The 15,488-nt window shown below is 71.8% G+C and carries 14 protein-coding genes; 2 read left to right on the forward strand and 12 right to left on the reverse strand.

What is annotated here, in order from left to right; all coding sequences use genetic code 11:
* Nucleotides 1-22: 22 nt before the first annotated feature.
* The 4 genes from nusG to gloA are packed head-to-tail and all read right to left on the reverse strand — an operon-like array spanning nucleotide 23 to nucleotide 4,340.
* Nucleotides 23-733 (reverse strand): transcription termination/antitermination protein NusG, encoded by a 711-nt coding sequence (nusG, locus tag KUG39_RS01870; RefSeq protein WP_094587447.1) that lies wholly within the window; start codon nucleotides 731-733, stop codon nucleotides 23-25.
* Nucleotides 733-1,065, reverse strand: coding sequence for a preprotein translocase subunit SecE (gene secE, locus KUG39_RS01875; RefSeq protein ID WP_094587448.1), 333 nt, complete (start codon nucleotides 1,063-1,065; stop codon nucleotides 733-735). The genes nusG and secE overlap by 1 nt, the downstream gene beginning before the upstream one ends.
* Nucleotides 1,066-1,075: 10 nt before the next feature.
* Entirely contained in the window at nucleotides 1,076-3,949 is a 2,874-nt protein-coding gene (locus KUG39_RS01880; RefSeq protein ID WP_216912352.1) for an ATP-dependent Clp protease ATP-binding subunit, read from the reverse strand.
* Nucleotides 3,939-4,340, reverse strand: a complete 402-nt coding sequence (gloA, locus tag KUG39_RS01885; RefSeq protein ID WP_094585726.1) for a lactoylglutathione lyase — start codon at nucleotides 4,338-4,340, stop codon at nucleotides 3,939-3,941. The genes KUG39_RS01880 and gloA overlap by 11 nt, the downstream gene beginning before the upstream one ends.
* A 100-nt stretch (nucleotides 4,341-4,440) precedes the next feature.
* Between gloA and eno the strand changes: the two genes are divergently transcribed.
* On the forward strand, nucleotides 4,441-5,736 hold the full coding sequence (gene eno, locus KUG39_RS01890; protein WP_216912354.1) for a phosphopyruvate hydratase: 1,296 nt from the start codon (nucleotides 4,441-4,443) through the stop codon (nucleotides 5,734-5,736).
* Nucleotides 5,737-5,754: 18 nt separating this feature from the next.
* On the opposite strand, the gene KUG39_RS01895 is transcribed toward eno, so the two are convergent.
* From KUG39_RS01895 to KUG39_RS01925, 7 genes are all read right to left on the reverse strand, one after another.
* The gene (locus KUG39_RS01895) at nucleotides 5,755-7,452 is read right to left on the reverse strand and encodes an ABC1 kinase family protein (RefSeq protein ID WP_216912356.1); all 1,698 of its coding nucleotides are present in this window, start codon (nucleotides 7,450-7,452) and stop codon (nucleotides 5,755-5,757) included.
* Nucleotides 7,452-7,793, reverse strand: coding sequence for a hypothetical protein (locus KUG39_RS01900; protein ID WP_094585723.1), 342 nt, complete (start codon nucleotides 7,791-7,793; stop codon nucleotides 7,452-7,454). Before KUG39_RS01900 ends, KUG39_RS01895 begins: the two co-directional genes overlap by 1 nt.
* Nucleotides 7,794-7,827: 34 nt before the next feature.
* Nucleotides 7,828-8,409 (reverse strand): hypothetical protein, encoded by a 582-nt coding sequence (locus tag KUG39_RS01905; RefSeq protein WP_216918188.1) that lies wholly within the window; start codon nucleotides 8,407-8,409, stop codon nucleotides 7,828-7,830.
* Nucleotides 8,410-8,452: 43 nt separating this feature from the next.
* Nucleotides 8,453-8,893, reverse strand: coding sequence for a type II toxin-antitoxin system VapC family toxin (locus KUG39_RS01910; protein ID WP_198960111.1), 441 nt, complete (start codon nucleotides 8,891-8,893; stop codon nucleotides 8,453-8,455).
* Entirely contained in the window at nucleotides 8,890-9,132 is a 243-nt protein-coding gene (locus KUG39_RS01915) for a type II toxin-antitoxin system Phd/YefM family antitoxin (protein WP_216912358.1), read from the reverse strand. Before KUG39_RS01915 ends, KUG39_RS01910 begins: the two co-directional genes overlap by 4 nt.
* A gap of 142 nt (nucleotides 9,133-9,274) precedes the next feature.
* Nucleotides 9,275-10,510 carry a bifunctional glutamate N-acetyltransferase/amino-acid acetyltransferase ArgJ gene (argJ, locus tag KUG39_RS01920; RefSeq protein ID WP_216912360.1) on the reverse strand — a complete coding sequence of 412 codons (1,236 nt, stop codon included), beginning with the start codon at nucleotides 10,508-10,510 and terminating at the stop codon, nucleotides 9,275-9,277.
* Nucleotides 10,511-10,514: 4 nt separating this feature from the next.
* The gene (locus KUG39_RS01925) at nucleotides 10,515-13,229 is read right to left on the reverse strand and encodes a cyclic nucleotide-binding domain-containing protein (protein ID WP_216912362.1); all 2,715 of its coding nucleotides are present in this window, start codon (nucleotides 13,227-13,229) and stop codon (nucleotides 10,515-10,517) included.
* A gap of 135 nt (nucleotides 13,230-13,364) precedes the next feature.
* Between KUG39_RS01925 and coaE the strand changes: the two genes are divergently transcribed.
* Entirely contained in the window at nucleotides 13,365-14,003 is a 639-nt protein-coding gene (gene coaE / locus KUG39_RS01930) for a dephospho-CoA kinase (RefSeq protein WP_216912364.1), read from the forward strand.
* On the opposite strand, the gene gatB is transcribed toward coaE, so the two are convergent.
* Nucleotides 13,981-15,477 carry an Asp-tRNA(Asn)/Glu-tRNA(Gln) amidotransferase subunit GatB gene (gene gatB / locus KUG39_RS01935; RefSeq protein ID WP_216912366.1) on the reverse strand — a complete coding sequence of 499 codons (1,497 nt, stop codon included), beginning with the start codon at nucleotides 15,475-15,477 and terminating at the stop codon, nucleotides 13,981-13,983. The two genes, coaE and gatB, sit on opposite strands and share 23 nt — an antisense overlap.
* Nucleotides 15,478-15,488: the final 11 nt, after the last annotated feature.

Below are 15,488 nucleotides of genomic sequence, written 5' to 3' on the forward strand. Positions count from 1 at the left end.
CAGGGAGGCGGCCGCCGCTCGATCAGCTCTGTTTGCTGATCTGGGAGAACTCGAGCTCCACCGGGGTCTCCCTGCCGAAGATCGACAGGAGGGCCTTCAGCTTGCTGCGTTCGCCGGAGACCTCGATCACCTCGCCCTGGAAGTCCTTGAACGGACCGGCCGTGACGAGGATCTGATCGCCTTCGGTGAGGTCGACCTTGAGGACGGGCTTCTTCTCGGCGGCACGTTTGAAGATGCGGTCGACCTCCTGGCGGCTGAGGGGCCGGGGCCGGATGTGGCCGCGGGCCTTGCCGGTGGCCCGACGCTCCTCCTGCCCCACGAAGTTGATGACGTTGGGGGTGCTGCGCACCGCCATCATCGTGTCCTCATCGAGAACCATGCGCACCAGCACGTAGCCGGGGAACACCTTCTCCTCGATCGACTGGCGGCTGCCGTCCTTCTTCAGCTTCACGCCGGGGGTCTGGGGGATCTCGATCTCGAGGATCCGGTTGCTCACCCCCAGGGTGACGGCCCGCTGCTCCAGGGTGGCCTTGACCTTCTTCTCGCAGCTGGAAGCCACCTGGACGGCGAACCAGCGGGCCACCTGGGGCTTGGCGGCTTCGGCCGCCTCGGCACCGCCCTCTCCGGCGGGGTCCATGCCCTCCACAGCGGGGTCGATGCCCTCGGCGGGGAGCTCCAGCACCTCGGGGGCGTCGGGTTCGATCTCAGGCACGGCAGACAGGGGAAGGGTCATCAACGGAAGATCTGGGTCGATCCCCAGTGATAGAAGCGGTCGATCGCGGCGATCGCCGCGGCCGAAAGGCTCACCATCAGGATCACCGCCACCGACTCGCTGAACAGCTGCTGACGGCTCGGCCAGACGACCTTGCGCAGCTCGGCGAGGGTGACCGCCACGAACCCGGTGGGCTCCCTCTCCTCGGAGGGGAAGCCGTCCGGACCGTCGTCGGGTTCGGACGCGCCGTTCCCCCGGGCCAGGGGCCCGTCGGGACTGCTCGTGGTGGTGGTGACGGGGGGAATGGGTTCCACGGTGTGGATTCCGATGGCTGCCCTGGTGTCGGCAGACATCGACAAACGATCACCCTACCGGACGTCCTTCCCCGGTGTCCCCGAGCGGGACGAAGCGGAAGCCCGCCTCGCCGGGGCCGGCGGGCTCCAGCCGCACCCCCCTGGCCGCCGTGAAGTGATCCTCAAGCAGCTCAGTGGCCAGGGGGTTCTCGATGCGACGCCGCAGCACCCGGCGCAGGGGCCGGGCCCCGTACTCCGGCTCGTAGCCCTGGGCCGCCAGGGCCACCACGACGGCCTCGTCGACCTCCAGCTCCAGATGCTGCTCCCGCAGCAGCAGGGCCAGCTCCGCCAGCTGCAGCCGCACGATCCGCTCGAGATCGGCCCGGGCCAGGGGCCGGAAACGGATGACCTCGTCGATGCGGTTGAGGAACTCCGGCCGGAACTGGCGTGCGAGGGCCTCCTCCACCGCCAGATCGAGGCTCCGGTCCCGGGCCTGCTCCCCCTCGTCAGGCCGGGCATCCCCCGGCTCGCCCGAAGGCGGGGTGGAGCGGGCCCGCTCGAGGATGGCGCGGCTGGCCAGGTTGCTGGTCATGATCACCACGGTGTGGCGGAAATCGACCGTGCGGCCCTGGGAATCGGTGAGGCGGCCGTCGTCGAGCACCTGCAGCAGCAGGTTGAAAACATCGGGATGGGCCTTCTCCACCTCATCGAGCAGCAGCACCGCATAGGGACGGCGGCGCACGGCCTCGGTGAGCTGGCCGCCCTCCTCGTAGCCCACGTAGCCGGGGGGGGCCCCCACCAGGCGGGCGACGGCGTTGCGCTCCATGAATTCGCTCATGTCGAGCCGCACCAGGGCCTCCTCCTCATCGAAGAGGGCCGCGGCCAGGGCTTTGGCCAGTTCCGTCTTGCCCACCCCCGTGGGCCCCAGGAACAGAAATGACCCCACCGGCCGGGTGGGGGCCTGCATGCCGGCGCGGGAGCGGCGGATCGACGCCGCCACCGCCGCCACCGCCTCGGGCTGGCCGATCACCCGCTCGCCGAGCCGGTGCTCCAGCTCCAGCAGCTTCTGGCGTTCGCCGGCCAGCAGCTGCTGGATGGGGATGCCGGTGGAGCGGGCCACCACGTCGGCGATGTCCCCCTCCTCCACCTGCTCCCGCAGCATCGGATCGCTCTGCAGTTCCGCCTCCAGGGCCGCCCGGCGCTGCTGCACCCCGTGCAGCTGGTCGTACTGGAGCCGGGCCGCCTCCTCCAGGTCCCCGTCCCGCTCGGCCTCGGCGATGGCATGGCGCAGGTCCTCGTCCTGCTGCAGCAGCTCGCGCAGCTCCCCCAGGCGCTCCCGTTCCCCCGCCCAGCGCCGCTGCAGGCGGTCGAGCTGCTCGTGGGCGAGGCGCCGCTGCTCCTGCAACTGCACGCGCTCCTCCAGGGGCGCCGCCTCGGCGGCCAGCAGCGCCAGCTCCACCCGCCGCAGCTCCGCCTCGGCCGCCTCCACCACCTGGGGCTTGGAGGTGGCCTCCATGCGCAGGTTGGCGGCGGCCTCATCGATCAGATCGATGGCCGAGTCCGGCAGACAGCGGTCGCTGATGTAGCGGGTGGCCAGCCGGGAGGCCGCCACCAGGGCCCCATCGGTGATGGTGACGCCATGGTGGAGCTCGTAGCGCTCCTTGAGCCCCCGCAGGATCTCCAGGCAGGTGGGGCCATCGGGTTCGCGGATCACCACCTGCTGGAAGCGGCGCTCCAGGGCCGGATCCTTCTCGATGCTGCGCCGGTAGTCCTCGGGGGTGGTGGCGCCGATGCAGCGCAGGTCGCCGCGGGCCAGCACCGGCTTGAGGATGCTGGCCGCATCGGCGCCGGAGCGGTCGCTGCCCACGACGGTGTGCAGTTCGTCGATGAACAGCACCACGCCGCCGGCCCGGCCGCCTTCCCCGTCGTTGCCGCGCACCCCGTCGTTGTCGCGGACCTCGGCCAGCACGCTGCGCAGGCGCTCTTCGAACTGGCCGCGGAACTTGGCCCCGGCGATCAGGGCCCCCAGGTCCAGGGCCACCAGCCGCAGGCCCCGCAGGGCATCGGGCACCTCGCCGGCCACGATCCGCTGGGCCAGGGATTCGGCGACGGCCGTCTTGCCGACGCCGGGCTCACCGATCAGCACCGGATTGTTCTTGCTGCGCCGGGAGAGCACCTGGATCAGCCGGCGGATCTCGGTGTCGCGCCCCACCACCGGATCGAGTTCGCCTGCCCGGGCGGCGGCGGTGAGGTCGCGGCCGTAGCGGTCGAGGGCGCCGGGTTCGGCCTCCCCCTCCCGCTGCAGGGTCATGGCGGGCTCCGGCGCCGACGGGGGCCGCACGGGGGCGGGGGGAGCGGGCGCCGCGGCCGCCCGCGAAGGGGCCGGCGGCGGCGGGGCCGGTGGGGCCGCGACCGGGGCCGCCGGTGGTGCGGGGGCGACCGAGGGCACGGCAGACCCGGCTGGCAGGGGTCGCCACTGGCGCAGCAGCAGGTCCTCGCTCAAGCCCTCCTCCGCCAGCAGGGAGGCCCCGATCCGGGGCTCCGCCAGCAGGGCCAGCAGCAGGTGGGGCACATCCAGCAGGCGCGATCCCCAGGCGGCGCGGCGGCGATCGGCCTCCTCCAGCAGGTCCTCGAGGGCATCGCCGATGTACAGGGTGCCGCCGCCGCCATCCGGCTGCTCGGCGCAGAAGGCTTCGAGCCGGTCCAGCAGCCGGTCCTCGTCGAGGGGAAGGGGGTCCACCCAGGTGGCGAAGCGCCGGTTCAGCAGCAGGGTGAGCAGCAGGTGCTCCACGTCCATGGCGCCGTGGCGCCAGCGCCGGGCCTGCTCCTGGGAGGCGATCAGCAGATCCCAGGCGGCGTCGCTGAAACGGTCGGGATCGCCGGTGAGGCTGGCCGCAGCGCCCCCAGCTCCCCGGTCGTCACGCAGGCGGGAATCAGTGCGCATCGGACCGTGACGACGTCTGGATCAGTTCCACCTTGTAGCCATCCGGATCCTCCACGAAGGCGAGCACGGTGGTGCCGTGCTGCTTCGGACCGGGCTCCCGCACCACCCGCCCGCCCTTGGCGGCGATCGCTGCGCAGGTGGCGTAGATGTCATCCACGCCGATGGCGAGATGGCCGAAACCGGTCCCGAGCTCGTAGGCCTCGGTGCCCCAGTTGTGGGTGAGTTCCAGCACGGTGGTGTCCGTCTCGTCGCCGTAGCCGACGAAGGCCAGGGTGTACTCGCCACCGGGGTAGTCCTTGCGGCGCAGCAGCTTCATGCCCAGCACCTCGGTGTAGAAGCGCAGGGAGCGCTCCAGATCACCCACCCGGAGCATGGTGTGGAGGAGTCGCATCGGCGGTGCACCAGCTGGGGCCATTCTGACCAGGGTGGCGCAGGGAACACAGGCGAGGGCGGAGGGTGACCCATAGGATTCGCCCACCAGCACACCGCCTGTGTACGACTCCCTCGACCTCGTCATCGACTCCATCGTTGCCCGCGAAGTGCTCGACTCGCGTGGCACCCCCACGGTCGAAGCGGAGGTGTATCTGGAGGGAGGGGCCAGCGGCCGCGCCATCGTGCCCAGCGGCGCCAGCACCGGCGCCCATGAGGCCCACGAGCTGCGGGACGGCGAGAAGGCCTACTTCGGCAAGGGCGTCAGCAAGGCGGTGGAGAACATCGAGGAGCGCATCGCGCCGGCCCTCTGCGGCCTGAGCGCCCTCGACCAGGGCGCCGTCGACGAGGCCATGAACGAACTCGACGGCAGCGACAACAAATCCGCCCTCGGCGCCAACGCCATCCTGGCCGTGAGCCTGGCCACGGCCCACGCCGCCGCCAAGGCCCTGGGCCTGCCCCTCTACCGCTACCTGGGCGGCCCGATGGCCACCCTGCTGCCGGTGCCGCTGATGAACGTCATCAACGGCGGCGCCCACGCCTCCAACAACCTGGATTTCCAGGAATTCATGCTGGTGCCCCATGGGGCCGGCAGCTTCCGCGAAGCCCTGCGCATGGGCGCCGAGGTGTTCCACACCCTCAAGGGGCTGCTCAAGGACCAGGGCCTGTCCACGGCCGTGGGCGACGAGGGCGGTTTCGCCCCCGACCTGGCCGGCAATGACGCCGCCGGTGAACTGCTGATGCAGGCGATCGAGAAGGCCGGCTACCGGCCCGGCGACCAGATCTCCCTGGCCCTCGACGTGGCCAGCACCGAGTTCTACGCCGATGGCCGTTACGCCTTCGGCGGCGGCAGCTACACCAGCGCCGAGATGGTCGACCAGCTGGCGGCCCTGGCCAGCCGCTTCCCGATCGTCTCGATCGAGGACGGCCTGGCCGAGGACGACTGGGAGGGCTGGCGCCTGCTGACCGAGCGCCTGGGGGGCACGGTGCAGCTGGTGGGCGACGACCTGTTCGTGACCAACACCACCCGCCTGCAGCAGGGCATCGAGCAGGGGATCGCCAACTCGATCCTGATCAAGGTGAACCAGATCGGCTCGCTCACCGAAACCCTCCAGGCCATCGACATGGCCACCCGGGCCGGCTACACCAGCGTGATCAGCCACCGCAGCGGCGAGACCGAGGATGTGACCATCGCCGACCTGGCCGTGGCCACCCGGGCCGGCCAGATCAAGACCGGCTCCCTCAGCCGCAGCGACCGGGTCGCCAAGTACAACCAGCTGCTGCGCATCGAGGACGAGCTGGGCAGCCAGGCGGTCTACGCCGGCGTGGAGGACCGGGGACCCCGGGGCAAGGCCTGAGGCCGCACCCGGCCCCGCTCACTCCCGCCGGGTCGGGGCCGAGACACCGGGCAGCTGATCCAGGCGGCCATCCCGCTTGAGGCGCGCCTGCATCTTCAGCCAGCCGACGGTGAGGGGCAGGGCCAGCACCACCGGCACGGCGGTGAGCACCGGGCGGCTGCTCACCGCCAGCACCGAGGCGGCGACGGCCAGGGCCCCGATCAGAACGGACTGGCCGGCGCTCTGCTGGGCCAGGGCCAGGCGACGCAGCAGCCGGTCCGTCTCGCCGGCCCTGATCAGCACCTGGAGATCACCCTGTTCGATGCGGGCCAGGCTTTCGTCCAGGCGCCGCGGGATCCCGAAGGCGCGGCTGCCCACCTCGGCCGCCTGTCGGGAGAGCTCGCTGAACAGTTCGTTGGGGCCGTTGCCGCTGGCGGTCATGAGGGGCAACAGGTAGGGACGGGCGATGGTGATGAGGCTAAAGCCCGGATCGAGGCTGCGGCCCACCCCCTCGAAGGTGGACAGGGCCCGCATCACGAAGATCAGCTCGGGCGGCAGCCGGAACGGCTGGCCGTAGACGAGTTCGTAGAGGTCACCGGAGAGCTTGTCGATGACGTTGGCGCTGAAGGGTGGCGTGAGGGCTTCGGTGAGCATCACCCGCACCAGCCGCCGCACCGGCCCCTGGTCGATGCCGGCGGCGATCAGCCCGGCCTGCTGCAGCTCGTCCACCAGGGAGGCGGCATCCCGGGCCGCCGCGGCCCGCACCATCCGTCCGAGCCGGCTGCGCAGCCGCTCGGAGATCTGGCCCATCATGCCGAAGTCGTAGTAGATCAGCGCCCCGTCACTGGCGACGGCGAGGTTGCCGGGATGGGGGTCGGCGTGGAAAAAGCCGAAGCGGACCAGCTGCTGGAGGTAGCTGGCCGCCCCCTTCTCGGCGACGGCCGCCGGATCGATGCCGGCACGCACCAGGGCCTCGCGGTCGTTGATCTTGATGCCGGGCACGTAATCGAGGCAGAGCACCCGCCGGGAGCTCAGCTCCCAGATCACCGCCGGGATGCGGATGCCGGGGTCGTCGAGGAACTGCTGGCGGAAGCGGGCGGCATGCTCCGCCTCGAGGCGGAAATCCAGCTCCCGCAGCAGCACCCGCCGGCACTCCTTGGCGATGCCCACCCAGTCACGGCCGGCCCCCCAGCGGGGATGGCGCTGCACCGCGGCCGCCACCTGCTGGAGCACCTCCAGATCGAGGCGGAACAGGCGCTCCAGCCCCGGCCGCTGCACCTTGAACACCACCTGGCGGCCGCTGCGCAGGCTGGCCCGGTGCACCTGGGCCAGGCTCGCCGAGCCCAGCGGCACGATCTCCAGATCGATGATCTCCGCCCGCCGCTCGCCCAGCTCCTGCCCCAGCAGGGACTCCACGACGGGGAAGGGGAAGGCGGGCACCCGGTCCTGCAGATGGGCCAGTTCCTCCACCACGTCGGCGGGCAGCACATCCGGGCGGGCCGAGAGCAGCTGGCCCAGCTTGATGAAGGCGGAACCGAGCTCGAGGAACTGGGCCGTGAGCCAGCGGGCCCGACGGCGCTGGCGGGCGGCCTGGGCTTCAGGGGTTCTTCCGCCCGGGTAGGTCCAGGGGCGGGCGTCCCACCAGAGGCCGGCCAGCAGCTGGAGCACGAGGCGCCAGATGCGCAGCGAACGCCAGAGGCGGGACAGCAGGATCCCGGGGGTGGAGAGGGCCGCCATCAGGCCTGCCCCGGAGACCGCGGCGGACCATCGGGGGCAGCGGGCATCTGGTCGAGGCGCCGGGAGAGTTCGGCCACCTTGGCCCGCAGGGCATCGATGCGCTCCTGGGGATCCTCGGCGGCGCCGCCTCGGGACGCGGAGACACCGGCGTCGCGGTCGTTCTCGATCCGTTCCGCTTCCATCGACACCTCCTCCCAGAACAGAGTGAGTTCCTGCTGCACCCGGGCGGGGGCCTCCTGGGCGAGGGCCGCCAGGGTGGCGGCCGCATCGGCCAGGCCGCTGCCCAGACGGGCGGCCAGGCGGTTCATGGCCGCCTGGGCGAGGGACTGCGGCGCGCTCATGACCTGACCGGAGGATTCACCGAACTGTGGCAGATCAGGGCTGGCTTCCGGGGGCCGGTGGGGCGCTCAGCGGCGGCGGGGCGATCGGCGCCGGGCCGGGCGCGGCCCGCTCCTGGGCCGGGGGCGTGCGCGGCGGCGGCAGGACAGGGGCGGCCGGGAGCTCGGCCTCGGGGGCCCCGGGGGCGGCCGGCTGGTCGGTCTGGGGGGTCTCCCCACCCTCGAGCAGGCGCTGGCGCTCCTCGGCGTCCCTCAGCTCCATCTGGCGGCGACGCTCCTCGATCGCGGCCTCCTCCTGTTTCTGCTCCTGCTCCAGCTCGAGCAGATCGAGATCGCCGCGGATCTCGCGGGCGTCGCCGCCGAAGCGCTGGCGCAGGGAATCGAGCGTGGTGCCCGGGGCGGGCTGCACATCGAAGCGCTGGCGGTTGCCCCCCTCCTCCGGACCACCCAGGCTCAGCAGGCGGAGGCTGGCGGCGTAGCCCACCCCGAAGCAGAGCCCCACGATCGCCCACAGCCGCCAGTCCCAGGCGGGGCGGCCCGCCGCCCGCTGCTTGCCGGCGGGGGGCGCGCCCCGGGGAGGAGCACCGCCGGGGGGGGAGGAGGGCCTGGCCGTGACCATCGACATCAGCGCATGCGCTGCCATCTTGCCGCGGAGTGGCGGTTCAGGCCCCGGCGAACAGGGCGACGCCGATCGCGGCGGCGGCGCGATTCAGCCGGCGATCGAAGCTGGCGAGGGTGGCATCGAGGCGCTGGGCCAGTTCCAGGTAGCTGGCGTCGTAACTGGAGAGCCCATGGGTACGGGCCAGGGCCAGCAGGCGGGCTCCGCGATCTGGTGGCGGCCCGATGTCGGTCTGGAACGGCAGGCTGTTCAGCCGGGCCAGGAACAGATCGCTGTCGGCCTGGGGGATCACGGAACGCCGCTCCGCCACCAGCAGGGCATTGGTGACCTCCAGATGCCAGAGACCGGGAACCCACCAGGGCACGTCACCGCAGGCGTCGAGCAGGCGATTGGCCCTTTCCGCCTCGCTGGGCTGCTGCCGCTCGAACGCCCACGCCAAGGCCATCGACGCATCGATCACCAGGGTCGAGGGCGCCCCGCTCACCGTCGCCCCTCGCTCACGAAGCTGGCGACATCGGCCGCACTGACACCGCGAATCCGCGGGAACGCCCGCAGGGCCGCGACCGCCGCGTCCACGCCCTGGCAGGGATCGCTGCGGTGGGGCACCAGATCCGCCACGGGTTTTCCGCGCACGGTGATGGTGAAGCGCTCACCGTTTTCCACGGCGCGCAGGAGTCGCCAGAGCTGGGCCTTGGCCTCGAAGGCCCCGATGCTGGCGTCCATGAGCCATGAGCTGGTTCACGGACTAGTTTATTCAGCCCCGGTGGACGGCGCACTGACGGGACCCGCCACGGGCAAAAGGTACAGCGTGTTGATGGGCGCGCCTGGGGTCATGCAGATCTCCTGCGAAAGACCAGCCCCCTCCCTACGTCGTGTAGTCGGCGTTGATGCGCACGTACTGATCCGAGAGGTCGCAGCCCCAGGCGGTGCCGCTACCCGGGCCCTCCCCCACCCGCAGCCGAATCGCCACCGTGTCGTCCTCCAGGTAGGCGCCCGCGGCGCGGGCCTTGAGGTAGGCCGACGCCGCCGGGCGGTCGAAGGCCAGGGGCTGGCCCGCCGCCATCAGCTGGTACTCCCCCAGCCACAGGGCCACGGCCTGCGGATCGAAGGGCACGCCGGCCCGGCCGGCGGCGGCCACGATGCGGCCCCAGTTGGGGTCGCGGCCGTGGACGGCGCACTTCACCAGGGAGGAGCCGGCCACGGTGCGGGCGATGGCGCGGGCGCCGGCCTCGTCGGCGGCGCCCTCCACCCGCACCTCGATCAGGCAGGTGGCGCCCTCGCCGTCGCGGGCGATCGCCCGGGCCAGGTGCTGCGACACCGCCGTCAGGCCGGCCTCCAGCGCCTCGAAGTGCTCCGGGCCCAGGGGCTCTCCGGCGGCAAAGGCCAGGTACGTGTCGTTGGTGCTGGTGTCGCCGTCCACCGTGATCGCGTTGAAGGAGCGATCCACCGCCCGCCGCACCATCGCCCGCCAGACATCGGCCGGCACACCGGCATCACACGTGAGATAACCCAGCATCGTGGCCATGTCCGGGTGGATCATCCCCGAGCCCTTGGCCATGCCGCCGATCCGCACCCTGCGGCCGCCCAGCTGGGCCTCCAGGGCGATCTCCTTGGCCACCAGGTCGGTGGTGAGGATCGCCTCGGCCGCCGCGCCGCCGCCTTCGGGGCCGAGGGCGGCCACCAGGGGATCGAGGCCCGCTACGAGCACCTCCATCGGGATCGGCACGCCGATCACCCCGGTGGAGCAGATCAGCACTTCGTCGGGCGCCAGGCCCAGCCGCCCGGCCAGCTCGGCGGTGGCCCGCAGGCTGTCGGCCAGGCCGCGCTCGCCGGTGCAGGCGTTGGCCTGGCCGGAGTTGGTGAGCACCGCCCGGGCGTGGCCGCCGCAGGCCGCCAGACGCTCGGCGCACAGATCCACGCAGGCGGCCCGCACCAGCGAGGTGGTGAAGGTGCCGGCGCAGACGGCCCCCACCGGCGCCAGCAGCAGGGAGAGATCCGGCCGGCCGGAGGCCTTGAGGCCGGCGGTGACGGCGGCGGCCAGGAAGCCCTCCGGGGCCGTGACGCCTCCGGGGATCGGCTGCCACGGAGAGGGAGGGGTCACGGACTCAGCGGGGGACGTTGGTGGTGCCCAGCTTGCCGTAGGAGTCCTCGAGCCTCAGGGCGAGGGTGTGCAGCAGGCCGCGGTTGAACTCCGAGGACTGCTGCAGCAACTGCTCGAACTCCGAACTCTCGAACACCAGCACCGTGGCGGGTCCGTCGATGGCCCGCACCGCGGCGCGGCGGGGATGGTCCACGAGGAAGGACACCTCTCCGATCGGTTCGCCGCTGTGGATCCGGGCCATCGCCTCGAGCCCGTCGTCGCTGGCCGAGGGGCGCCGCACCTCGCAGCGGCCCTCCAGCAGGATCGCCACGGTGTCGGGGGAATCGCCGACCGAGAACAGCACCTCGCCGTTCTGCAGCTGCCGCTCCTCGCCCCAGTGCAGCATGTTGATCAAGGCCGCCGGCGACAGTCCCGCCATCAGCGGCACCTCGAGGAGCCGGCGGAGGCGCCCGCCCAGGGCGAGCCCCTCCCCGGACCGCAGCCGCTCGAGGGCCGCGCTGCTGGGCAGACCCACCCTCGGCTCCCGCCGCAGGGCCGCCGCCCGCGCCGGATCCCGCTGGTCCTGCACCCACAGGGCCCACAGGGCGGTGTCCGGATCGGGGTCCCGCCACAGTCCATCGAGCACGTCCGCCGGATCGGGGAGCGGGTCGAGGGGGGCGGGGACCCCTGCGCTGGCCTGGGCCCACCGTTCCCGGTCCTGGCGCCGCAGCTGGGTGAGCACCCCTTCCGGGACATGGGGGAGCAGCCCATGGAAGCGCTCCACCAGGGGGTCCTCGGCGGCGAAGGGCTGCAGGGAGGGCGCGACGGTGACGAACAGGCTGACCAGCTCGCGGTCGATCACCGGCAGCAGCGGCCGCAGCACGGGTTCGCCGGCGGCGGCCTGGGCCAGGGCCTGGCGGGCCGCGAGCCTGTCCCGGACCTGCTGCAGCTGCTCCTCGGCCCGCTCGCGGGCGAAGCTGGAGGCGGGACCGAAGGAGGCCAGCAGCTCCGACCAGCTGGCCTCATCGAGCGCGTACTCCTGGCGGATCCGCTCCAGCCGATCGCCGTGGTCACCGTCGGCCAGGGCCGTGCTCAGGTCGCCGAGGCCGGTGGTCTCGAGCAGATCCTCGATCGCTTCGGCGGCGGCCTCCTGGCGCAGGCTGCGGATCTCCCGCTGGCGATGGTCGAGCTGCAGGATCCGGGGGTCGCTCACCGCCAGCTCGCGCACGGCGGCGTGGTGGTCCTCCTCCTTGAGGTCGAGGGACTGGCGCAGCTCCTCCAGCTGCACCAGGGCGGCGGCGCGATCGAGCCGGCCGCTGCCGAACAGGTCGGAGAGCACCTCGCGGTAAATCCCGCGCTTGGTCTGGCTGATCTGACTGGGCAGCACCTTGGCGAGGGTGAACACCTCCCCCGGGCTGAGCTCCGCCAGGGAGCGCCCGTCCAGCAGATCGCCCATCTCCGGCACCAGCTTCTCCAGCTGCTTGCGCAGGCTGGCGCTGGTGCTCTCGCGGGTGTAGGTGGCCTTGTCGCGGGACCAGCCCCGGTAGAGCCACATGCCGCTGACGACCAGCACCAGGGAGCGGATCAGCTGCCCGCCCCTCGGGCCGAGGAGACCGAGCGAGGGATCGGCGAACCAGAAGAAGATGTTCACCGCCAGGAAGGTCGCTGCCAGGCGGGTGCGATGGCCCGCCACGGCCGCGGCCCGCTCGGCCGGCAGCCCGGCGAGGCCGGATCGCAGCCAGCGCTCCAGAGCCCCGAACAGGGCCACCGAGAGGACGCCGCCCAGCACCAGCAGGGCGGGCATGGTGAACCAGCGGGGCAGCACGGTGTCCCAGCCCCAGAGCACCAGGGGCTGGGCGATCTGATCGACGGCGCGGGCGTCATAGGCCCAGATGCCGCTGCGCAGATAGTCGATGCCGCCGGGCCCCGCGGCGCGGATCAGCAGAAAGAAGGCCAGCACCAGGCCGGGATAGGAGGCCCAGGCCCAGGCCAGACCCTTCTTGCCGCTGAAGGTCTGCCAGTAGGCCCGCTCGGAGTCGATGTCGATGCAGGGGGCCTGGCAGGCCACGCAGGCGCTCTGCAGCTTGCCCTTCTCGCCGATGGTGCGGCACATCGACTGGGTGATGCGGGAGGTGGTCTCCAGGTGGGCGGGGCTGCCCAGCAGGCTGCGGGGGCCGGTCACCACGGCCTGCACCGGCGCCATTGGGCAGAAGTACTGGCACCAGGCCTTGCCGCCGTAGGCCCAGCCCACCGCCAGGGCCGCCGCCACCGTCAGCGCCAGGAACAGGCCCAGTCCCAGGGGGCTGCTGTTCACCACCAGCAGCCGCAGGCTGAGACCGGCGATGAACAGGCTCCACTGCAGCTGCACGTGATGCTGTCCGAGCCAGGAGTCCGCCTCGATCTTCACCACGTCGCGGCGGCCGCCCTTGCCGGGGACGGTGCGCTGCCAGCGAAGGGAGCGGAACAGCTGGGAGAGGAAGGCCAGCGGGCAGATGCGGCGCCAGACCTCATGGCTGAGCGCCACCAGGATCAGCAGACCGCTGGGCACCACCAGGCCCCAGAAGATCTGGTTGCCCTCCCGGCTGTGGCACTCCAGCAGGGGGCCGCAGCGATCCAGGTCGAACGGCCAGGGATCGACGCCGGGAAGCAACAGGCTGACGATCAGCCCCAGCCAGCCCACCAGCAGCACCCAGCGGGTGAGGCGGGCCTGTTGCTCGGACCAGGAGCTGAAGACTTGCATCGCGCCGGCGGGGGACGGGCCAGCCGTTAGCTTGCGGCGCACCGGCGGATCTGTCCGCAGACCCGGGCGAACGCTCACGTTCCGTCGTCCCGGCGGCGACGACGCCTCCAGCCTCCGCTTCCACCCAACCCGTCCATGGCACAGCACCCGTCCATGGCACAGCGCCGCATCGGCCTCACCGGCGGCATCGCCAGCGGCAAGAGCACGGTGGGGCGCCTGTTGGCCGAGCGCGGTCTGCCGGTGCTGGATGCGGATGTCTATGCCCGCGAGGCGCTGGCGCCGGGCAGCCCGGGAGCGGCGGCGGTGCTGGAACGCTTCGGGGAGCGGGTGGCGCTGGCGGGAGCGGGTGAGCCCGGTGAGCCGCTGCCGGCCCTGGACCGGGCGGCCCTCGGGCGGATCGTGTTCAACGACGCCGCCGAGCTCCGGTGGCTGGAGCAGCTGGTGCATCCGCTGGTGCGCCGGCGCTTCGCCGCGGAACTGGAGCGGCTGCGACAGGCGCCGGCCGTGGTGCTGATGATCCCGCTGCTGTTCGAGGCGGGGCTGGACACGCTCTGCAGCGAGATCTGGCTGGTGGACTGCGACGAGGACCAGCAGCTCCAGCGACTGATGGGGCGTGATCGGCTCAGCGCTGACGACGCCCGCGCCCGGCTCGCGGCCCAGTGGCCCCTGGCGCGCAAGCGGGCCCTGGCCACGGTGGTGCTCGACAACCGCGGCGGGCCCGACGCCCTGGCGCCGCAGGTGGAGACGGCGCTCAGCCCTTCAGCTGCTCGCTGAGGATCCGGTTGGCCAGCTTGGGGTCGGCGCGGCCGCCGGTGCGCTTCATCAGTTGCCCGACGAAGAAGCCCTGCAGCTTGGTCTTGCCGCCGCGGAAGGCCTCCACCTCCTCCGGGTGGGCGGCCAGCAGCTCCGCCACGATGGCGGCGATGGCCGCGGGGTCGGAGATCATGCCCAGGCCGCGGGACTCGACGATCGCCGTCACCGAACCGCCCTTCTCGAGCAGTTCGGGCAGCAGGTCCTTGGCGATCTTGCCGCTGATGGTGCCGTTCTCGATCAGCTGCACCATCTCGGCCAGCTGCTCGGGTTTCAGCGGCAGTTCGACGATCGACAGCCGGTTGGCATTCACGTGGGCGGCGATGTCGCCGGTGACCCAGTTGGCCACGGCCTTGGGGTCGCCCCCGGCCGCCACCGCCGCCTCGAAGTACTCGGCCATCGAACGCTCATCGGTGAGCACCCGGGCGTCGTAGATCGAGAGGCCCAGGCTTTCGGCGTAGCGGTGGCGCTTGGCCGCCGGCAGTTCGGGCAGCTCGGAGCGCCAGCCTTCCCGCTGCTCCTGACTCACCTCGATCGGCCCCAGATCGGGATCGGGGAAGTAGCGGTAGTCGCTGGCCCCTTCCTTGCTGCGCATGCTCTTGGTGAGCTGCTTGGCCTCATCCCAGAGGCGCGTTTCCTGCACCACCGGCTCACCGGCCTCATAGGCCTTGATCTGGCGGGCGATCTCGAAGTCGATGGCCTTCTGAATCGCCGAGAAGGAGTTCATGTTCTTGATCTCCACCTTCACGCCGAAGGGGGCGTCGGGGCCGCGGCGCACGGAGATGTTGACGTCGCAGCGCAGGGAACCCTCCTGCATGTTGCCGTCGCTGACGCCCAGGTAGCGCATGATGCGGCGGATCTCCGAGGCGTACTCGGCCGCCTCCCGGCCCGTGCGCAGATCCGGCTTGGAGACGATCTCCGCCAGGGCCACACCGGCCCGGTTGTAATCCACCAGCGAGTGGGTGGAGCCCGCCAGGCGGTCGCTGCCGGCGTGGACGAGCTTGCCGGCGTCCTCCTCCATGTGCAGGCGCTCGATGCCCACCTTCTTCAGGTAGGTCTCCTTGCCCTTCTCGGCCACCTCCACCTCAATCCAGCCGTCCTCAGCGATCGGCTGGTCGTACTGGGAGATCTGGTAGTTCTTGGGCAGGTCGGGATAGAAGTACTGCTTGCGGTCGAACTTGCTGTGCTCGGCCACCTGCAGGTTGAGGGCCAGGGACGCCTTGACCGCGTACTCGAGCACCTTCTGGTTGAGCACCGGCAGGGTGCCCGGCAGGCCACACACCACCGGGTCGATGTGGGTGTTGGGATCGTCGCCGAAGCTGGTGGAGGCGGCGGTGAAGATCTTGCTGGCGGTGCCCAGCTGCACGTGGGTCTCCAGGCCGATCACAGCCTCCCAAGCGGCTTCGCCTTTGCCTTCTGCCCTGTTCCCTTCAGCCATGGTCGCGAGTC

The organism is Synechococcus sp. CCAP 1479/10 (genome assembly GCF_019038515.1).
Lineage (GTDB): Bacteria > Cyanobacteriota > Cyanobacteriia > PCC-6307 > Cyanobiaceae > Cyanobium.